The 17,917-nt window shown below is 53.1% G+C and carries 22 protein-coding genes and 1 tRNA gene; 6 read left to right on the forward strand and 17 right to left on the reverse strand.

The features are described from left to right. Positions 1–27 precede the first annotated feature (27 nt). Entirely contained in the window at positions 28–966 is a 939-nt protein-coding gene (locus ACU6HM_RS05205; RefSeq protein ID WP_009454446.1) for a LysR family transcriptional regulator, read from the forward strand. Between the two features lie 125 nt (positions 967–1,091). Here ACU6HM_RS05205 and ACU6HM_RS05210 read toward each other — a convergent pair whose 3' ends face one another. The 6 genes from ACU6HM_RS05210 to ACU6HM_RS05235 form a co-directional block, all read right to left on the reverse strand. Then, positions 1,092–2,153: an NADH:ubiquinone reductase (Na(+)-transporting) subunit F gene (locus ACU6HM_RS05210; RefSeq protein ID WP_009454447.1), complete on the reverse strand. Its 1,062-nt coding sequence runs from the start codon at positions 2,151–2,153 to the stop codon at positions 1,092–1,094. A gap of 15 nt (positions 2,154–2,168) precedes the next feature. After that, entirely contained in the window at positions 2,169–2,531 is a 363-nt protein-coding gene (locus ACU6HM_RS05215; RefSeq protein WP_009454448.1) for a phenol hydroxylase subunit P4, read from the reverse strand. Between the two features lie 65 nt (positions 2,532–2,596). Next, positions 2,597–4,102: an aromatic/alkene/methane monooxygenase hydroxylase/oxygenase subunit alpha gene (locus ACU6HM_RS05220; protein WP_021446663.1), complete on the reverse strand. Its 1,506-nt coding sequence runs from the start codon at positions 4,100–4,102 to the stop codon at positions 2,597–2,599. Positions 4,103–4,120: 18 nt separating this feature from the next. Then, positions 4,121–4,393 carry an MmoB/DmpM family protein gene (locus ACU6HM_RS05225; RefSeq protein ID WP_003800437.1) on the reverse strand — a complete coding sequence of 91 codons (273 nt, stop codon included), beginning with the start codon at positions 4,391–4,393 and terminating at the stop codon, positions 4,121–4,123. Continuing rightward, positions 4,393–5,400: an aromatic/alkene monooxygenase hydroxylase subunit beta gene (locus ACU6HM_RS05230; protein WP_446763419.1), complete on the reverse strand. Its 1,008-nt coding sequence runs from the start codon at positions 5,398–5,400 to the stop codon at positions 4,393–4,395. The genes ACU6HM_RS05225 and ACU6HM_RS05230 overlap by 1 nt, the downstream gene beginning before the upstream one ends. Positions 5,401–5,423: 23 nt before the next feature. Beyond that, the gene (locus ACU6HM_RS05235) at positions 5,424–5,696 is read right to left on the reverse strand and encodes a phenol hydroxylase subunit (protein ID WP_094196549.1); all 273 of its coding nucleotides are present in this window, start codon (positions 5,694–5,696) and stop codon (positions 5,424–5,426) included. Between the two features lie 351 nt (positions 5,697–6,047). On the opposite strand from ACU6HM_RS05235, the gene ACU6HM_RS05240 reads away from it, so the two are divergent. Then, a complete protein-coding gene (locus tag ACU6HM_RS05240) occupies positions 6,048–7,751 on the forward strand; it encodes a sigma-54-dependent Fis family transcriptional regulator (protein WP_009454454.1) in 1,704 nt (567 codons plus the stop codon). 76 nt (positions 7,752–7,827) lie between these two features. Here ACU6HM_RS05240 and ACU6HM_RS05245 read toward each other — a convergent pair whose 3' ends face one another. Together ACU6HM_RS05245 and ACU6HM_RS05250 are read right to left on the reverse strand one after the other, a co-directional pair. Next, positions 7,828–8,190, reverse strand: a complete 363-nt coding sequence (locus tag ACU6HM_RS05245; RefSeq protein WP_021446664.1) for a hypothetical protein — start codon at positions 8,188–8,190, stop codon at positions 7,828–7,830. Positions 8,191–8,237: 47 nt separating this feature from the next. Beyond that, complete coding sequence (locus ACU6HM_RS05250) at positions 8,238–8,729, reverse strand: hypothetical protein (RefSeq protein ID WP_250757179.1); 492 nt, start codon at positions 8,727–8,729, stop codon at positions 8,238–8,240. Positions 8,730–8,885: 156 nt separating this feature from the next. On the opposite strand from ACU6HM_RS05250, the gene ACU6HM_RS05255 reads away from it, so the two are divergent. Beyond that, positions 8,886–9,164: a hypothetical protein gene (locus tag ACU6HM_RS05255; protein ID WP_009454468.1), complete on the forward strand. Its 279-nt coding sequence runs from the start codon at positions 8,886–8,888 to the stop codon at positions 9,162–9,164. A gap of 232 nt (positions 9,165–9,396) precedes the next feature. Here ACU6HM_RS05255 and ACU6HM_RS05260 read toward each other — a convergent pair whose 3' ends face one another. From ACU6HM_RS05260 to ACU6HM_RS05290, 7 genes are all read right to left on the reverse strand, one after another. Then, positions 9,397–10,131 carry an amino acid ABC transporter ATP-binding protein gene (locus tag ACU6HM_RS05260; protein ID WP_446763420.1) on the reverse strand — a complete coding sequence of 245 codons (735 nt, stop codon included), beginning with the start codon at positions 10,129–10,131 and terminating at the stop codon, positions 9,397–9,399. Beyond that, a complete protein-coding gene (locus tag ACU6HM_RS05265; protein WP_446763421.1) occupies positions 10,128–10,826 on the reverse strand; it encodes an amino acid ABC transporter permease in 699 nt (232 codons plus the stop codon). The genes ACU6HM_RS05260 and ACU6HM_RS05265 overlap by 4 nt, the downstream gene beginning before the upstream one ends. Next, positions 10,826–11,560, reverse strand: coding sequence for an amino acid ABC transporter permease (locus ACU6HM_RS05270; protein WP_009454488.1), 735 nt, complete (start codon positions 11,558–11,560; stop codon positions 10,826–10,828). The genes ACU6HM_RS05265 and ACU6HM_RS05270 overlap by 1 nt, the downstream gene beginning before the upstream one ends. Positions 11,561–11,662: 102 nt before the next feature. Beyond that, positions 11,663–12,472, reverse strand: a complete 810-nt coding sequence (locus tag ACU6HM_RS05275; protein ID WP_009454490.1) for an ABC transporter substrate-binding protein — start codon at positions 12,470–12,472, stop codon at positions 11,663–11,665. Between the two features lie 170 nt (positions 12,473–12,642). Further along, positions 12,643–13,182, reverse strand: a complete 540-nt coding sequence (locus ACU6HM_RS05280) for a lipocalin family protein (protein WP_009454491.1) — start codon at positions 13,180–13,182, stop codon at positions 12,643–12,645. A 125-nt stretch (positions 13,183–13,307) separates the two neighbouring features. After that, positions 13,308–13,727, reverse strand: coding sequence for a GFA family protein (locus tag ACU6HM_RS05285; RefSeq protein WP_203144731.1), 420 nt, complete (start codon positions 13,725–13,727; stop codon positions 13,308–13,310). Between the two features lie 176 nt (positions 13,728–13,903). Further along, on the reverse strand, positions 13,904–14,332 hold the full coding sequence (locus tag ACU6HM_RS05290) for a hypothetical protein (RefSeq protein WP_203144732.1): 429 nt from the start codon (positions 14,330–14,332) through the stop codon (positions 13,904–13,906). A 344-nt stretch (positions 14,333–14,676) separates the two neighbouring features. Here ACU6HM_RS05290 and ACU6HM_RS05295 point away from each other — a divergent pair, with 344 nt between their 5' ends. After that, positions 14,677–15,081 carry a RidA family protein gene (locus ACU6HM_RS05295; RefSeq protein ID WP_446763422.1) on the forward strand — a complete coding sequence of 135 codons (405 nt, stop codon included), beginning with the start codon at positions 14,677–14,679 and terminating at the stop codon, positions 15,079–15,081. Between the two features lie 147 nt (positions 15,082–15,228). Here ACU6HM_RS05295 and ACU6HM_RS05300 read toward each other — a convergent pair whose 3' ends face one another. Continuing rightward, positions 15,229–15,402, reverse strand: coding sequence for a YegP family protein (locus tag ACU6HM_RS05300; protein WP_021446666.1), 174 nt, complete (start codon positions 15,400–15,402; stop codon positions 15,229–15,231). A gap of 372 nt (positions 15,403–15,774) precedes the next feature. Here ACU6HM_RS05300 and trhA point away from each other — a divergent pair, with 372 nt between their 5' ends. Beyond that, entirely contained in the window at positions 15,775–16,395 is a 621-nt protein-coding gene (gene trhA, locus ACU6HM_RS05305; protein ID WP_009454498.1) for a PAQR family membrane homeostasis protein TrhA, read from the forward strand. A gap of 536 nt (positions 16,396–16,931) precedes the next feature. Here the strand turns inward: trhA and ACU6HM_RS05310 are convergent. Continuing rightward, positions 16,932–17,008 (reverse strand) — tRNA-Val (locus ACU6HM_RS05310). A gap of 459 nt (positions 17,009–17,467) precedes the next feature. Here ACU6HM_RS05310 and ACU6HM_RS05315 point away from each other — a divergent pair. Further along, the gene (locus tag ACU6HM_RS05315; protein WP_446763562.1) at positions 17,468–17,884 is read left to right on the forward strand and encodes a YkgJ family cysteine cluster protein; all 417 of its coding nucleotides are present in this window, start codon (positions 17,468–17,470) and stop codon (positions 17,882–17,884) included. The last annotated feature ends 33 nt before the right edge of the window (positions 17,885–17,917 follow it).

Consider the following 17,917-nt stretch of genomic DNA (forward strand, 5'->3'; position numbering starts at 1 on the left):
TCTGGACCTGGACCACGGGCAAAGCATATGGACTTGAAACAAATCCGCTACTTTGTTGCGGTCGCCAAAGCGCGCAATTTCACTCGCGCTGCCGAGCAGTTGCACATTGCCCAACCTGCACTCAGCAGACAGATTCAGTTGCTGGAACAAGAGCTCAATGTTTTGCTGCTGTCACGGGAGAGCCGCCCCCTGCAGCTAACCGAAGCGGGCCGCATTTTTTACGAGCAATCCCTGCAATTGCTCAATCGTGTGGAGGTCATGAAAGCGGCGACCACTGAAGTCGGCCTGAACCAGCGCCCGCAATTGTCGATTGGCTTTGTAGCTTCCACCTTGTACGGCGGTCTGCCTATCCTGATTCAGAAGTTCCGCCACGCCTACCCGGATATCCGCTTTCACTTTCTGGAACTCACCAGCAGCCAGCAGATCGCCGCCTTGCGCGCCGGACGCATTGATATTGCCTTTGGACGTGTGCGTATTCATGACAGCGCGGTGTGCCGTACTGTCTTGCGTGAAGAGCGCCTGGTGCTGGCGATTCCGCCGAAAATTGATTTGGCCAAGGATCGGGGGCCGGTGTCCTTGCAGGTCATCGCCGATCACGCCTTTATTGTGTATCCCAAGTCCCCACGCCCCAGCTTTGCCGATCATGTGCTGAATATCCTGCATGACAACGCCATCTTTCCCACCGAAGTGCATGAAGTACTGGAGTTGCAGACGGCCATGGGACTGGTCGCCGGCGGCGTGGGCTTGTGCCTGATTCCTTCAGCCGCACAGATACGCAGTGATCTGGTCTACCGGCTGATTGACGACGAGAAAGTAACGTCGCCGATTATTTTCAGCCACAGGAAAAACGACAACTCCTGGTACATCGCCCAGATGCATGCCTTTATTGAGGAAATGTATGCGGAGAAACCGCCCTGGCTGATTCCGGGACACAGCGCCTTGAGTAACGGGCTGCCACCCGTCTGATACAAAAAGGCCCTGCAAAGCGTCGTTAACACTTCTTGCAAGGCCAGGAAGATGCGGCGTTCACGACCACCAGCCGCAGACCTTTTCACTGAAAAAAGGTCTGCTCGGCAGTCAGTTAAAACCGCTTAGATACGCTTGAACAGCGCTGAACGTACCTTGCCGGTTGCGCCATCCGCGGCTGTCAGGAATTGTTCCATGTGAATATCGCGCTCGAAGAGGCGGCTTTGCATCAGGGTGGAAATCGCCGCTTCAATCATGGGGGGCGGGCCACACAAGTAGGCCTTGTTACCCGAGCAACGCTGCTCAAAGAACTGCCCCACGGCTTCATGCACAAAGCCCACAAAGCCTTCCCAGGCATCATCCGGCAAAGGCGCATTCAAGGCCGGAATGTAGTGGAAATTGTCGTGCTTTTCAGCTAGTTGATAGAAATGATCCGCGTGATACAGCTCGGCTTTATTGCGCGCACCCTGGAACAGATAAATAGGACGGGTATCGCCCTCTTCCAGCAAGTCCATAATCATGGATTCGGGGCTGGACAGGCCCGAGCCACCGGCGATGAAAATGGCGCCTTGCGGGTCGGACTTGCGCACAAAGAATTGGCCGTAAGGGCCGGACACGTCCAAAGACTGCCCCACTTCCAGTTCCTCGTGTAGCCACGTCGTACCTGCGCCCCCCTCTACCTTGCGTACATGCAAATCAATAATGCCGCTCATGGACGGCGGATTCGCGATGGAAAAGGCACGGGTGCTGTCAATGGACGGCACATGAAGGTTGATGTATTGCCCGGCCTGGAACGCCATTGGGCGATCCAGTTCCAGACGGATGTGCTTGATCGTGGGCGACAAGTCTTCAATCAGGACGACCTTGCCCTGATAGTCCTCCACCGGCAGGCCCTGGAAGTCCGGGTCTACGTCGATATCGGCCTCGATGACCATATCGGATTCGGGCAGGCAACAGCAAGCCAGCAGCTTGCCTTCGTCCCGCTCCGAATCCATCAGGGCAAAGCTGGACGCATCACCTGCGTCTGCATAGCCTTCCAGCACCTGCACCTTGCAGGTGCCGCACGTGCCATGTCCACAGGCAAAAGGCAACCAAACCCCTTGTCGCAACGCAGCGTCCAACAAGGTTTGTCCATCTTCCACCTCTACCACATCACCTGTGGGTTCTACGGTTACCTGATACGTCATTGCTGCCTCCGCCTCTTATACGCCCGTACCCTTGTAGCCATTCAGGCCAGGGGTCTTGAAACGCAACAAGGATTTGTGATCGAAGCCCTTGGAACCCAAGGTGTCGTCAGGATTCAGTTCAACCGCCTCGCCGTTCAAATTCCATTGCACCTTGCTCCATTCGATCTGCTCGAAGTCAGGGTGCTGGGCAAAACCGGCAGGCAACAGTTGCTGGATCATCTGGGACACGGTCATCTCGGGCTGAACCAGAAAGGCCTTGGCCGAGCAGAACAAAAGGTGCTCGTCCCAGCCTATATACAGCAACATGCTGTCGCCATAGTGCGACTGCTGGTCGCGCGCATAGCCTTGGTAGTCCGGGGTAATTGCAGTAACTGCCATATTGATCTCCAATTTTTATAGGTAGTGGCAGTGCCCACCGAGGCACTGCCCTTTTTCTCGCGTGACTAGGCCGTCACTCCTTTCCATTCGTTCCAGCGCGCTTCGTCCACCGAACCCTTGAAGTCCATATTGTCGACACCTACGTTCAACTGGTAGTAGTCGCTCAGGATTTTCTCCAGCTCGGGACCACCGCAGCCACCTTGCAGGATCTGGTTCACTGGCAGCCAGGCCTGGATGTACTTTTCAGGCTCGTGCTCGAAAATGTCGCGGCAACCGTCCGAGCAGGTGTGATAGCGCTCGCCCTTGTACTGGCTTTGGCGGTAGGTGATTTCGTCGGGTTTTTCCATGTCGGTAAAGGTCATGGGCACCTGACATACCTGACACAGCTGCGGCAGTCCGCTGGAGTAAAAGCGCTTGCCTTCGGCTTCCATCTTCTTGGCCATTTCCCAGCGTGGGCGGTAGTACTTGTCGAAAGTATCGGGGTACTTGGCGCTCAACCAATCCAGCTCCTCGTCGCTGGGGATCCAGGTGTGGAAACCGGCAGCGTGACCGAAGTTGTAGAAGATCCACCAGGCCTGGTGCGAGATGTGCTCTTTCTCTTTTTCGATCACTTCGCTGTACTTGGGCATGCGGATGCCGTAGCGGGCCAGATCCTTGAACAGTGCACCACCAGCCTGTTCGAAATAGACCTCCCAGGCTTCTTTCCAGGACATGACCTTGTTGGGCAGCATGTAGTCCATCATCATGCCGACCACGGACAGCAGGCGGGTGCCGCGCCAGAACCATTTGTCGATCCACTGCTGAACGATAGGCACGTTGTCCTCGTGCTGCTCCAGCAGGAACTTGATCACTTCCAGGCCCAGTGTCATGTGGCGTGCTTCGTCAGACTGCGAGCTGAAACCGAAAGTCACCGTGGCCATGTCGCCGTTGTAGGCTGCACCCGACATGAAGGGCACGAACAGCAGGTTGGTCAGCACGTACTCGAAGGAGAAGCTGATTGCCAGCAGGAACTCGAAGGGGCCGGCAGCGCGGGCATCTTCAAAAAAGGACTTGGGCACCGACAGGTACCAGACCCGGTCGTGCATATGGCTCCAGTCCTGGAAGCCATTGAAAAACTTGTTGTAGTGGCTCATGGCGTGAACCTGCGTCTGGACGTGACGCAGCTCGTCAATCGACTGCATCTGGCACGCAATACGTGCACCGATGCCGCTGAATTGACGGCCCACATGGGAGTAGCCCTGGTAAGCCTGGTATTCCAGCGGGGTCACCGCGGTCAGAAACACCTTGATCGCGTTCAAGTAACGCGGGTCGGAAATATTCATCTGGCCATTGTTCTGCGCGAAGGCATCAAAAATGGCGTACAGCTTCTTTTCTTTTTCGGCCTGGTATTTCCAGTACGCGTCCATTGTCAGACGGAACGGATCTTCCCATTTGGACCAATCGGTAATCTTGATGCCCTCAAACTCCTCGTAGGGGAAGGCGTCCTTGCGATCCTGGTAGCTGAATTCCCAGTCCAGATCACGAGTCAGATAGCGATATTTGTCTTTGATATTTAGTTTTTTCGTGGCCATGTTGCCCCCTTTTCTGATTTAGCTGTTCCAGTGCAAAAACAAGCGGTCTTCATCTTCATCCACGTTGCCACCCAAGGTGATCAGATTCAGATGCAGCTCCTGCATGTCCCACTGCTGCCCATACTTTTCTTCCACGGTCTCGCGCTTGACGGTCAGCTGGCCCACGCACTCAATGCGAATCATGGCTGGCTGATAAATCACCGTGGCGTCCGGGTTGTCTTCTTCGATGGCCTCGACGATGTAGCGCGACATGTCGTTGTCTTGCAGACCGATATAAACCTTGGATGTCATCAGGCTTCTCCACCCAGGCTCAAGCCTGCTTTAGTGACGCGTTTGGCAATGGTTTCCTGCGCTTGCTCCCAGACCTGATCCGCCTGGTCGGCAAAGGCAGCCTGGATGTACGGCATGAAGGCGGCTTGCACTTGTGGCAGCCACTGATTCAGCCAGCTTTGCAGTTGCTGCTTGTTTTCCTCACTTTCAGCCGCCGCGATCTTGAAGACGCTATCGCTCCAGTTGGACAGGTCTTTATGGCACTCCAGCATGAACTCCAGCAGCATATCCAGATCGCGGCCGCCTTCCTTGGCCAGATCCGCGACCAGACCCTGATACACCACTTGATGCACCACGGTATTGATCAGCAAGGACTGCACCAACAGCAGTTCAAACCAGTCTTTCTGGACCAGCGTTTTTTCGCACAAGGCGCGCAGACCTTGCCAGGCCGCATCCTGCATCCAGGCCTCTTTGGCTTGGCTCAGGGAATCGGCGCTATTGCCATCAATCAGCAGCCCAATACGGGAGACGTATTGCGCCATACCCAGCGAGTCCATCCCGGCATAGAGACAGGCTTGGGTAATGGTGGTGCCATACCCGTAAGCCGAGCCGGACATGAAATTCAGGTTGGCGGCTTGCTCGATGTGACGCAAAGGCAGCAGCAAGCGGGTGACCTTGGCTTTGACGTCCTCGCTCAGATACTGAGCCAGTTCCCGCTTTTCAAAAAAGCCGTAATTGGTTTCAGCCGATTCCTGCATGCGGGCACGGTTTTGCACGTAAGCACCGTAGTAGAACTGACGAGGGTCACGGAACACATACCAGTCCTTCATTTGAATGGCGGTGTGTGTGGGGTCGTTCAGGGTCTTGTCCGGCATCCACAGGGGGCGGTAATGGAAGTTGGCCGTCGCCTGGGCATCGTAAGTGGCTTCCTGGTAGCGCGTGGCCGGTTTTTCGCCAAAGCGGCGAGCCACGTTGGCGAAGGTTTGCCGCACAGGCTGCAAACTGGCCGTTTTAATTTCTAATGTCATCCTCTTGTTCTCCTGAATAAAACCTACTGGGCTTCAGCCTGGCGACTGTTGCCGACCAAAGTGTCATAACCAAAACGCCATTTTTCTTCGTTCTCGTCATTGACCCGCATTTGCTCTTCGCTCATGGGCTGCACATTGTTTTGCAGACAAAACTGCTCAAACGCCGCCGGGGGCATGACCAGTTCCACAAACAGGTCCGGCTGGCCGATGGCAAAATCAAATTCCACAAAACGGGCGTTGGCCGGACTGCGTACGCGTACGTACTTTGTCAAAGTGGGCAAGCTCGTGTCTGACATCTGTTCTCCTCCTGATCAAGCTGTTGCATGAGTGTCCACAGCCTGTTCATAGCAAACCGCGTGCCAACTTTAAATTTGAAGGATTTAACCCTTTAGGATTAAAGAGATAGGTGAAACCTAGCCTAGAAGGAATGCGGCCTGCGAAGGGGTGGCGGCAGGAAAATTGATCATTTGATCAAGTGCTTAGCGCCGTTTTCATCAAATGCTGAGTTAGGGTAAAACCTTAGAAAAATCCGTTTTATCCGTCCTCTGGACACTATTATGTTTTCCTTGAGTCACTGGAAAGACAGGCGGCATACTGGTTTTAGAACACTCAAAACCACAATAAGAAATCACAGGATGGAGACAGCCATGGGGGCTACTGAACTCACACTGCCATTAAGTCAGGACCTGATCGACGCCATTCGTTTTGATGCGCGGGAAGGCAAAATATGGTTTGGCGAGCAGCGCATGCTCTTGCTGCACGCCAGCGGTTTTGGCCAGCTACGCAAGGAACTGATTGCCTCTTTGGGCAGCGAGCGCGCCAAATACTTTCTGATGCGCTTTGGCTACCACGCGGGCATGAAAGATGCCGAGGTCTCACAAAAAGTGCGCCCGGACCTGTCACTGAAAGAGACCTTTTTGGCCGGCCCGCAAATGCACACCATCCGCGGCATGGTCAAAGTCGTGCCCACCGCCCTGACCTTTGACCGCGACGCAGGCCAGTACTACGGCGAATTTGACTGGTTTGACTCCTATGAAGTCAGCAATCACCAGAAAGAACATGGCCAGTCCAGCGAGCCGGTCTGTTGGAGCTTGCTGGGCTATGCCAGCGGCTACACCAGCTTCTATATGGGCAAGAGCATCATTTACAAAGAAACCCAATGCGGCGCCATGGGCCATAGCCACTGCAAGATCGTGGGCAAGCCAGCCGAGGAATGGGAAGATGATGACCCCGAGATTGACCGTTTCATGCTGCCCGATCCAGTCCAGGACGAACTGTTTGCCTTGCGATGTGAGCTGGTGAAGTTGCGCGAACAGGAGTTCAAGCACTCCAGCGCCAACTTCACCTTGCCCAACTCCATTGGTCAGTCCGCCGCTTACCAGGCCGCCTGTCATCTGCTGGAAAAGGCGGCGCAAAGCAAAGTGTCCGTGCTGCTGTTGGGGGAAACCGGTGTAGGGAAAGAAGCCTTCGCGCGCGGCCTGCACGCCGCCAGCGACCGGGCAGATCAACCCTTTGTCGCAGTGAACTGTGCGTCCATTCCCCCCGAGCTTATTGAGTCCGAGCTGTTTGGTGTCGAGAAAGGCGCTTATACCGGCGCACATAAATCCCGCCCAGGTCGTTTTGAGCGTGCCCAGAGCGGCACCATCTTTCTGGATGAAATCGTGGAGCTGTCACCACGTTCCCAAGCCGCCCTGCTGCGTGTATTGCAAGAACAGGAACTGGAACGCGTGGGTGATGAGAACACTCGCCATATCGACGTGCGCGTGGTGGCGGCCACCAACGAAGATTTGGCCGAAGCCGTACAGAAAGGCACCTTTCGTGCCGACCTGTACTACCGCCTGAATGTCTTTCCCATTCATATTCCGCCGCTGCGCGAGCGTAAAGAAGACATTCCGCTGCTGACCGAATACTTCCTGAACAAATACTCCAGCATGTACAAAAAGCACGTGCTGGGAGTGAGCGACCGCAGCCGTGAATTGCTGATGCAATACGACTGGCCAGGCAATATCCGCGAATTTGAAAACATGATCGAACGTGGCGTCATCCTGACCGAGCACAATCACGAAATCGAAACTCACCACCTGTTCCCGCAGCAGAAAAGCGCCTTGCAGTATCTGAGCAGTTTGAATACGCAAGGCTTTATGGCGAAAGAGTCCTGTTTCAGCGCAAACCAGACGCAATATCTGGAGAACCTGCTGGAAACGCCCTTCAACCTGGACGACCTGGAAGAACAGATCATCCAGCTGACGCTGAAGAAAACGAACGGGAATATTTCAGAAGCTGCGCGACGACTGGGGCTGACACGCCCTGCTTTGGCATACAGGCTGAAGAAGGTAGCGATACCGACATAGGGACACCAGCGTTGCCCAGGCTATCGGCTAAGCCCGACCAAACCTTGCCTCTGCAACAATTTCCCAGTTTTGGCACTTAACCAAAAATATGCTGACCTTGCAGCAACCTGGCACCTATGCCGAAGGCCCCCAGCATGAACAAACCAATCAAAACGGCATAGAGGATACTTAAGGACCAGCCCAGAAGCCGGGCGTCACGCCTTGCACCCATCGATAAGGATCGACAAACCCTGCCGTAATACCTGTTCACCACAAAGATCAGCCAAGAAAAACCGACACCGATACTGGCAAATATATAATTGATTGCCCCATACTGGACTTGTGGATTGGCCAACCCATCAATTAAAAAGATCAGGGCCAGAATAAATACGAGCGAAGAGAGAGCTGTTGCCAGCACAGAGGCCACTTGATGAAACGACGACTCCCACTTAATGCCCATGCCCTCTCCTTACAGCCGCATACATCCTTAACCAAGCCAGACCAGACCTAACTCCCGCTGCATGCCTCGGCCCCCACTTTTTTAACATCACTGTAGCGCCCTTGGCTAGTTTTAACAGTGATACATGTCTGGTTTGAATCGTTCCACCACATGGCACTTAAACCCTGCACTCTCACTGGCACGTACCCTTCTTTTTGCAACCGCATTTCCCCGCCTGCCGCACGAGCATCTTGCAAGCTAAGCGGATTGAACTCAGAAGAAGGCCTAGAGCTTGGCTCAAACTGCACCAACTCTTGTGCCAGCACTTCAATCACAGGGCCCCGTCTACGAATAACAGCCTCCTGAGCATGTATGACGCTCTCCTTGCCGGTTACTGTCACATCACCCGAAGCTTTCAGCTCATGCGTGCTCAACACGTCAACCTGGTCCGCCTGTATGTGTATCCGTCCTAGTTGAGCACTCTCTTGCATACTTGAAGCGAAGGCCGGTACAGAGGCAAAGGTCAGGCCCAAAACCAAATTAGAAAATAACTTATGCACTGTTTATCCTCGACATTTTCAAAATAACACTTGATTACCCCCAATCCCAAGACTATTTATACTCCAGCAGCCAAACATCAACCGAACACCGTGCTACGCCCAACACTGGCATGATTCACCCCACCTACTACAATGGGGGCTTATCTAAGGAGTCTTATGTTGGAATTTCAGCCCCGTGAACGGGCGTATTTATCTGGTATCCGTGCCCTGTCTCAAGATCAGGACGACAATGACGTGTTTGTGGGTATGACCGTAGCCGAGTCCATCTGGTACGCAAACTACGTAGCGCAGTCATACAACGGGGATGTAGCGCGAGGCGATGAGGCCGAAGCACGTTACCTGGCCCTGCATGATCAGCACGAGCAGGCACGCCGTGCCGTACTGGCATCAGAAGCTCTGCTGCAATCGTTCGACACAGCCACTCAGTCATCCTGAGCACATAGCGACACTCTCCAGGCCGGGCAAGCATGTCAGTAGCCCAGTTTCATCAAGCCTGGTTTGCTCGCCCATAAAAGAAGCTCGCCCATTTTTAAACAGGCGGGCTTTTTTTATGGATGCGGACTCCAGCTTCTGCTACGCGCAGCTTGGCTTGGCTTGGCTTGGCTTGGCTTGGCTTGGCTTGGCTTAGCTTGGCAACATCAAACTAGCTGCCGTACAAAGAAACAAGCTACAGCCGCAACTCCTTGGACAAAAAGGTTTGCACCCGCTGCGGCCTGCCATCCAGATGACCAAAGAACACATCCGTGGGCACATCTTCCAGAATCTGACCCTGATCCATGAAAACCATCCGATCCGCCACCTTGCGGGCAAAGCCCATCTCATGGGTCACGCACATCATGGTCATCCCCTCTTCCGCCAAACTAACCATTACGTCCAGCACCTCGTTGACCATTTCAGGATCCAGAGCCGAAGTAGGCTCGTCAAACAGCATGCAGACCGGATCCATGCACAAGGCCCGCGCAATGGCGACACGTTGTTGCTGCCCGCCCGACAAACTGGCTGGATAACGATCCGCCAGCGCTTTCAGGCCCACCCTGTCCAGGTACAGCAAGGCCCGATCATTCGCTTCGTCCCGCTCCCTGCCCAGCACTTTACGCTGCGCCAAGGTCAGATTGGCCAAGACGTTCAGATGTGGAAACAGCTCGAAGTTCTGAAAAACCATCCCGACCCGACTGCGCAAGTCGGGCAGATTCGTTGCCCGATCACCGACAGAAATCCCATCCACAACAATCGTGCCCTGCTGAAACGGTTCCAGACCATTGACGGTTTTCAACAAGGTGGACTTGCCCGAGCCCGAAGGCCCGCACACCACCACGACTTCCTGACGGTCCACCTGGGCCGTGCAGTTCTTGAGCACCTGAAACGTGCCATACCACTTGGAAACACTATCGATACGGATCATTTGCCATCCAGTCGCAGATGTTTGTCATAACGTCGAGCCACACGATTCGCAATCAACTCCAGCGTTGCGCAGATCACGTAGTACATCAGCCCGACAAACAAGAAGATTTCAGTGGGGTGCACCATAACCCGGTTGCTGACCTGGGTGGCCACAAAAGACAGTTCCGCCACGCCAATAACGTAGGCCAGCGACGTATCCTTGATCAAGGCAACCCACTGATTAATAAAAGAAGGCAGCATCACCGGCAAAGCTTGCGGCAGGATGATGGACTTCATGATTTGGGCAGTTTTCAGGCCCAGGGCCTTGCCCGCTTGCCATTGCCCCGCCGGCAAGCTGCTGATGCCCGCAAATACCGAGTGCGCCAGATAGGCGCCACCAATCAAGGACAAGGCGCAGACGACGGTAAACAGGCCCGGCACATCCACCTTGAACAGAATGGGCAGCAGAAAATACACCCAGAAAATCAGCATGATGACGGGGATAGCGCGGAAAAAGCCCAGAAACAGCAGCAAAGCGGTATGCGCCACACCACGCGTCAAGACCAGGGCTATACCAAAAGCCAGCCCCAGAACGGCCGACAAGCTTGCCGAGAGCACGCTTAGCAAGAGCGTCAACGCAGCACCGCCTAAAGGGCCATGCGGATACGCCCCCACCAGGAAGTACAGCAAATTGTCATGAATTACGTCGAAGTCCATTACAGCCCACCTCGCACTTGCAGACGGTGGCGTTGTAACCACTGCCCACCCACTTCAACCAGCATGACCAGCAAGACATACAACAGCGTTGCAATCCCAAAGGACTGGAAGGTCTTGAAAGTTTCAGTCTCCACCTGACGAGACGCATAAGACAGCTCTGCCAAGCCAATGGCCATGGTCAACGAGGTGTTCTTGATGACATTCATGTACTGCCCGATCAGCGAGGGAAAGGTATTGCGCAAGGCCTGCGGCATCACCACATAGCGCCAGACCTGCATGGAAGACATGCCCAAGGAGGCTGCTGCGGCCCACTGCCCTTTGCGAACTGCCCGCACACCAGAACGAAATTCTTCTGCAACAAAAGCCGTGGTGTAGATCGTCAAACCTGCAAAAGCGGCCAGCATCTCGAAACTGGGCCAATGCACATCGAACAAGACCAGTTGCAAGACATGCTGGGTGTTCAACCATTGAACCAGCTCCGGCGGCATCAACGCCGAGGCACCGAAATACCAGAAAAACAGTTGCACCAACAAGGGCGTATTACGGAACAGACTCAGGTAAGCACGTACCGGCCAGGCCAGCCAGGCAAACGGCGAGAGCCTGGCAATACAAACCAGAAAACCCAAAACAGTTGCAGCGAAGGAGACGACTAAAGAGAGCTGGATCGTGACCCAGAACCCTTGCAGCAACCAACCCACATAGTGGGGTGCCAGCCAGAAATCAGAAGACGGCATAGCAAACACCAAAAAGCAGGATCAAGTGATCCCGCTGTTAAAAACACAAACAGGAAAAGGCCAGCCTGAACATTCAAGGCTGGCTTGCAAGCAAGTGATGACTTACTGTTGCTGACCGATGCGGTACAAGCGCTCCAGCGGTGTTTTGGACTGAGGGCCAAACCAGACGTCATAAATGGCTTGTGCCTTGCCCTGGCTTTCCAGCTCCAGCAAAGTTTCATCCACAAAAGACTTCAGTGCTGTCTCGCCTTTGGGGATACCAATGCCGATCAAGTCCTCGGAAATGCTGAAGGCCGGGATTTCATAGTTTTCCTTGTCCGGCACGTTCGCCAGCAAACCGATCAGCTTGGGACCATCCTGAGTGATGGCCTGCACGTTACCGTTACGCAAAGCGGTGAAGGCGAAGGGCGTATCGTCATAGGCAAGCAGCTTGGCCTGGGGGTATTTTTCACGCAGAACGATCTCATTGACCGTTCCTTTATCCACACCAATACGCAGCGAGTTCAACTGCTCGGGCGAGGACAAGACGCCTTTTTTAGCCAGGAACTGCTGGCCCGATGCAAAGTACGGAATGCTGAAATCTACCTGTTTGGCGCGCTCTTCCGTGATGGTGAAGTTGGCCAAAACCAGATCTACTTTATTGGACGTCAACAGCGGCACACGATTGGCCGGGTTGGTTGGCAAGACTTCCAGCTTCACGCCCAGCTTGTCAGCCAGAGCCTGAGCAAAATCCACATCCAGACCGGTGATCTGGCGGGACTTCTGATCCACAAAACCAAAAGGTGGATTGCTGTCGAAAGACGCTACTTTCAAGACACCCGTTTTCTTGATGTCATCCAGACGATCAGCCTGGGCCACTCCAGCCACCAACGCCAGGGTAAGGGTCGCGGCAATGCTTAAAAACGACTTCATAGTAAAAACATTCCGATAAAAAAATGGCACGTCCGATACATACCGTCGTGCCATTCGACCACAGCCGCAAGCTCTTCAAAACGATCTAATTTCCCCATGCTTATAACTAAAAACGCTAAGAGGATATGCTGTTTTATGCAGGCGCAGAAGCCTCGATCATCGAATGCACGCTACTGCTTGGTGGAAATCACCTTTTGGACCGCAAAGCCTTGGGATGCCGCGTAATCCAGCAAGTCACTGACAAGCTGCGGATCAGCCTGTTTTTGTCGGGACAAGACCCAGAGATATTTTCGATCCGGCGTACCGACCAAAGAATACTGGTAGTCCCCTTCCAGCTTCATGATCCAGTAGTCACCCCACACCATAGGGAACCAGGACAGCCATTTCGGAGCAAAACGCACTTCTAGTATCGCCGGATCAACAGGCTCCACACTCGTCGACAAGCGCCCCTGCCCGATGGCTTCCTTCACCTCACCGTCCGTACCCTGACAACGATTGGTAACGGTAATCGTCTTGTCCGCTTCCATCACGTAATTAGCTTGCACATCTCCGGCACATTCACGCTGAAAGTTATTGGGTAGACGCGCCTGCTCGTACCAGGTGCCCATGTACTTACCCAGGTCTACATCTTCCTGGGTCGCCAGATCGGCATTGGAAGAAGCGCAAGCGACCAATAACGTAGACAGCGACAGGAAAAAAATTCTTTTCATCACGGAGTTCTCCTTATAGATGACCCAAGATCGAGTTTATGGAATCGTCCTTTGATAGTTCGACCAGTCCAGTTTTCAGCAAGCACTGCCCTGGCCCCTGCATATGCATCTGGCCAGTCATAGCATCACGAAAACAGCTTAACCACCTCTTCGCCCGTCATCTCTCGCGTTTTGTTAGCGAATGCGTAGTTGTCAGGCTTGTCATCAATAAAGACCTGCAGCTCGAACGGCCAGCTCCCGCTGTCCTTGAACAAGCCAGCAGAAACAGCATGGAAACCACCGGCCTTGAGCTTGTAAAACAAGTGCGTACCGCATACATCACAGAAACTGCGCTCCGCCCACTCCGAAGAAGCATAGGAACGCACATGCTCCGCGCCTTCAATTACTGGGGCCTCATGGGACTCCAGCGACAAGAAGGGGCCACCGGACCAGCTGCGGCAGATGCCGCAATGGCAAGCGCTGATCGAAGGTTTTTGCTGCTGAAAACTGATCGAGACGGCACCGCACAGACAGTTGCCGTGAATCGTGGATTTATTGTTTGCCATACGAGCCTCTGTAGGTAGATGGATAAGCAATTCTAACGGCTGAATCGTCCCGTAATGGAAATTCGATATGAGGCTTTCCCAAGGCCAGGTGCAACAAAACCTGGGCCCCAGAAACAACATTGCCCGCTACAAAGCGGGCTTATTCGTGCAGTCCGCCATAACGGACCCTTACTCATTTACTGCTGCTTGATGCTCATGTTTTCTTCAAGGCTAATGGTGCAAGACTTCCCTTTGCCAATCGTCCTGATACGGCCTTTAATGGTCACCGTGTCACCCATATTGAACACATTCAGTTGCTCGGTGCGGCGGTTGATCAAGGAAGAAAAGACGATAGGCCCACTGCTGACTCGAACGTCAAACTGTTTGGCACTGCCCCATACTTTTGAGTTCATGCCACTCATGGCCTCAGCCAATGTGTTTTGCTCCATGGCCACCAATTTGCCAGTTACCTCAACGGTTTTCCCACTGTACTTGTTCACAGCACGCGCATGATTGGAACGCATCTCTGAACAAATCTGTGCCGGAGTGTCAGCAATCGGGCCCGCCCCCATCGCTTCATTGACACTGGCAAACGCATCATCAATGCCTTTAGTCATGGAGTTCATCGTTTCACATCCCGCCAAGCCCACTGACAGGGCAGCTATAAATACGATCTTCTTCATTTCCCGCTTCCTTTATTACCAAAAAAAATAAGCGGCGAGTATAGCAGGAAGGGTCGGCCTATTACGGACAAAAAAGCATAAAGCCAGACGATGGACACTTTACATAAAACTTAATTAATTTTGAAGAATTTTTCCTACCTTTTTCCGTTGGAGACCAGGCTCAACACTCCCTTATCAAACCCACAAAAAACCTCCTCAAAGACAAGCCCTTGCTTTCCAGCGTAACGCCCCAAAGTAGGAGTATGGTGTGTAAATACACCCACTCAACTTTTAATGAATTTATCAAGATGACAAAAAGCGCTATTAATCCCTCCACCGTATTCAATTCCCTGCAATATGGTTTCAGCCAGGGCCTGGTGGTCACTGGCAACCGCCGTGTCATGCTGTCTGGCCAAGTAGGCGTAAATGCTCAGGAGCAAACCGTAGCTGGCGGAATGCGCGAGCAAACAGAAGCCGCCTTGGACAATATTGAACTGGTCCTGGCCGAGGTTGGCGGCAAGATTGATCAGGTAATCATGCTGCGGATTTTTATCCGGGAAGATGCAAGCTCACCACAAGAGCAGGACGAAATAGCCGCTGCGCTGCTGAAACGATTTCCCGTCAATCCACCACCCTCTTCCTGGATCTTGATCAGTGGATTGGCCAAGCCTGAGTGGCTGATCGAGATTGAGGCTGAAGCGATGCTGGATTGATCGCTGCTGTTGAGTCGCCTCCCGTACGGAGTCGACATAAAAAAGACCTCGGATCTTGACGAGGTCTTTGGGCTCCCTTTTCGCTGGGGAGCTTTTTTTATTCATAAGTCTACAAGCTGTGCGTAAAAACTTAAGGAAAGTCTCTGCTTACTCCTCGACAACCGGAGCATCAGCCATCCCTTTTTTCACAGACTCAATACTATGTTGTGCGCTCTGCTTACTGCTGTAGCCCTCGGAGCTAACGCAAATAATGTTCCCATTCGCGGCCTTGAATCGCCACCGCCATTCACCACTTTTGTCCTTGTAAAGCACAAATTTCATGATGACCCTCTTTAGGTATGAGCGCACGTCGCGCAAACCGTATCCTAAAACTGGAGTTGGTCAGCAGGTATTGGGGTTTACGTGGCAGGCCAACAAGTGACTGAATTGCCATCAAACCACACCTCTTTTACTGACAACGCAAGAGATATGCCATCAAGTCAGGCAAGAACCCAAGCAAGGAAAAAAGTGCAACTCATCAGGTTTTGTGTAGTGGACACTTCGACCGGCATTCCTCATCCAAAGCGGCGAACGAATGTCCCGCATTGACCTAACAGAGATCAATACGAGAGCTTGATTTATGCGCTAAGCTTTTCCGACCACGTCGACGGTCTTGCAATCGGCGTGCCGAATGTTCGGAGAGAATAAAGCATCATGTATTACGGTGAACGTTTCAATGCCTGGTCACATCTGATCGGTGCAGTTCTGGCTGTAGGCGGCGTATCCTGGTTAATTGTCATGGCGAGCTTTACCGGGGACCCCTGGCGCATCACCAGCACGGCCATTTACGGCGCCACACTTATCCTGCTGTACCTGATTTCCACCTTGTACCACTGCTTCAAGGGGCGGGCCAAAAACGTCTTCCGCAAGCTGGATCACTTTTCCATCTACCTGTTGATTGCTGGCAGCTACACGCCCTTCTGCCTGGTAACGCTGCGAGGCCCTTGGGGATGGAGTCTGTTCGGCGTGGTCTGGGGTTTGGCACTGATTGGCATTCTTCAAGATATCCGACCACGTTCGCCGGCACGCATACTATCGCTGGTGATCTATGCCGTTATGGGATGGATTGTATTGCTGGCACTGGGCCCGCTGGCAGACAACCTGGGCTCGGAAGGTTTTTCCTGGCTGGCGGCTGGGGGAGCAATTTATACCGCCGGGATCGTGTTCTTTGTGTTTGACGAACGCTTCCGACATTGGCACGGCATTTGGCATTTATTTGTACTGGCCGGCAGCGCTGCGCATTTTCTGGCCATCTCCCAGTATGTTGTCATGTAAGACAAAGCACCCCGGGCGCGAACACACAAAAAAGCCTCTACCGAGGCTTTTTTGTCGACTGCCATAAGCTCTGTTATATCTGATGAAGTCTTATTACACCTAAAGGTACGGACCTGTGGCGAAGATCTTTTCCTGCTCCTAGAATAAAGCAACGCAACTAGAAGCGAGGCTTGCATGATCACACTAGAGACGGGACTATATCTTCGTGTTCAAGAGCTGAAGGATGGGCCCAAGCCCTCCCCGCTTCAAAGCGGATTCAATATGCAGACTGCTTACCGTGCCCTGGGGATGTTCAACCCGTCAGAGACATCGGATGCCTTCTTTATTTTGGCTAACGACAGGGACGAAATCTGGTTTATCTGTAATCGCCATTTACGGGCCGTTGGGGTCAGCCCTGAGCCTAGAGAGCTTAGACGCGCGCTGGATTCAATATAGGCATTAATAGTGCAGGCTATAGTTGTAGAAAACAAAAAAGCCCCAAAGCATTGATCTTTGGGGCTTTTCTTGGCACAGCTTGGAGCTGTGTGCATGTATTCTGGTAGGCAGTACTGGATTCGAACCAGCGACCTCTACGATGTCAACGTAGCGCTCTAACCAACTGAGCTAACCGCCTGCGGTGAAGAAATGAAATAATAGATCTTCCCTATGGGGCTGTCAACACTATTTTGCGTTTTTCTATAAAAAAGATGATCTTTTTTATATGTCTTAGCTGGAAAAATAGCTCCCCAAGACTGGGAAATCTTGTAATCCATTGATTTATAAGAATTAAACAAAAAACTGACGAATTTCCATAAATTTATGTGCTTCCTGGCAAGGCAGAGCCATGAAACATACAGATACACACAATCTGTCTCCAGCCAGCATCAAGCCACCCCACTGTCGCACGATTTTTCTATTCAAGTTCTTCGGGCAAAAATAAAATAATTGCTTTACGCCTGCAGATCATCAATCTCGTCCGAAACAGATCTGCGGCTGCTACGGGACACCTACGCACATGACTTGCTCTTCTCTCCCGCCCACCCCGACTCCACTACTGGATTTACCCGGCGTTCAGGAAACTACGCTGGAAGCGGTGCTTTATACGCCACCCAATGACGAGATTTTTGATGAAAACCCCTGTTTAAGCTGCGGCGTGTGCTGTTCGCACTTTCGGGTGTCTTTCTATAGTGGTGAGTTAAGTGGCGAGACTGGCGGTACGGTGCCGGTCGAGTTGACCACCAAGGTTGGGCCGTTGCGCGCCTGTATGAAAGGAACCGAGCAAGGGGAAGGTCGTTGTATTGCCTTGCGTGGCATCTTGGGCCAGCCTGGGATTCATTGCGCTATTTATCCGGATCGCCCTACTCCCTGTCGTGACTACCAAATCTGGGAACTGGATGGCAGCCCAAATGTGGATTGCCAGCGTTTGCGCAGCAAACACGGTTTGCCTTTACTGCCTACCCGCCCGCTGCCTGCTCCACCCGCCCTGCCGGAGCATGATGAGGCGGCCTGATACCCGTAGCTGAGCCTCTCTCGGAAAGCCTTC

This window comes from Alcaligenes sp. RM2, assembly GCF_052931795.1.

What these genes read in the sequence shown, in the direction of transcription:
- ACU6HM_RS05205 (WP_009454446.1), top strand. Translation starts at nt 28, where the DNA reads ATGGACTTGAAACAAATCCGCTACTTTGTTGCGGTCGCCAAAGCGCGC.
- ACU6HM_RS05210 (WP_009454447.1), bottom strand. Translation starts at nt 2,153, where the DNA reads ATGACGTATCAGGTAACCGTAGAACCCACAGGTGATGTGGTAGAGGTG.
- ACU6HM_RS05215 (WP_009454448.1), bottom strand. Translation starts at nt 2,531, where the DNA reads ATGGCAGTTACTGCAATTACCCCGGACTACCAAGGCTATGCGCGCGAC.
- ACU6HM_RS05220 (WP_021446663.1), bottom strand. Translation starts at nt 4,102, where the DNA reads ATGGCCACGAAAAAACTAAATATCAAAGACAAATATCGCTATCTGACT.
- ACU6HM_RS05225 (WP_003800437.1), bottom strand. Translation starts at nt 4,393, where the DNA reads ATGACATCCAAGGTTTATATCGGTCTGCAAGACAACGACATGTCGCGC.
- ACU6HM_RS05230 (WP_446763419.1), bottom strand. Translation starts at nt 5,400, where the DNA reads ATGACATTAGAAATTAAAACGGCCAGTTTGCAGCCTGTGCGGCAAACC.
- ACU6HM_RS05235 (WP_094196549.1), bottom strand. Translation starts at nt 5,696, where the DNA reads ATGTCAGACACGAGCTTGCCCACTTTGACAAAGTACGTACGCGTACGC.
- ACU6HM_RS05240 (WP_009454454.1), top strand. Translation starts at nt 6,048, where the DNA reads ATGGGGGCTACTGAACTCACACTGCCATTAAGTCAGGACCTGATCGAC.
- ACU6HM_RS05245 (WP_021446664.1), bottom strand. Translation starts at nt 8,190, where the DNA reads ATGGGCATTAAGTGGGAGTCGTCGTTTCATCAAGTGGCCTCTGTGCTG.
- ACU6HM_RS05255 (WP_009454468.1), top strand. Translation starts at nt 8,886, where the DNA reads ATGTTGGAATTTCAGCCCCGTGAACGGGCGTATTTATCTGGTATCCGT.
- ACU6HM_RS05260 (WP_446763420.1), bottom strand. Translation starts at nt 10,131, where the DNA reads ATGATCCGTATCGATAGTGTTTCCAAGTGGTATGGCACGTTTCAGGTG.
- ACU6HM_RS05265 (WP_446763421.1), bottom strand. Translation starts at nt 10,826, where the DNA reads ATGGACTTCGACGTAATTCATGACAATTTGCTGTACTTCCTGGTGGGG.
- ACU6HM_RS05270 (WP_009454488.1), bottom strand. Translation starts at nt 11,560, where the DNA reads ATGCCGTCTTCTGATTTCTGGCTGGCACCCCACTATGTGGGTTGGTTG.
- ACU6HM_RS05275 (WP_009454490.1), bottom strand. Translation starts at nt 12,472, where the DNA reads ATGAAGTCGTTTTTAAGCATTGCCGCGACCCTTACCCTGGCGTTGGTG.
- ACU6HM_RS05280 (WP_009454491.1), bottom strand. Translation starts at nt 13,182, where the DNA reads ATGAAAAGAATTTTTTTCCTGTCGCTGTCTACGTTATTGGTCGCTTGC.
- ACU6HM_RS05285 (WP_203144731.1), bottom strand. Translation starts at nt 13,727, where the DNA reads ATGGCAAACAATAAATCCACGATTCACGGCAACTGTCTGTGCGGTGCC.
- ACU6HM_RS05290 (WP_203144732.1), bottom strand. Translation starts at nt 14,332, where the DNA reads ATGAACTCCATGACTAAAGGCATTGATGATGCGTTTGCCAGTGTCAAT.
- ACU6HM_RS05295 (WP_446763422.1), top strand. Translation starts at nt 14,677, where the DNA reads ATGACAAAAAGCGCTATTAATCCCTCCACCGTATTCAATTCCCTGCAA.
- ACU6HM_RS05300 (WP_021446666.1), bottom strand. Translation starts at nt 15,402, where the DNA reads ATGAAATTTGTGCTTTACAAGGACAAAAGTGGTGAATGGCGGTGGCGA.
- trhA (WP_009454498.1), top strand. Translation starts at nt 15,775, where the DNA reads ATGTATTACGGTGAACGTTTCAATGCCTGGTCACATCTGATCGGTGCA.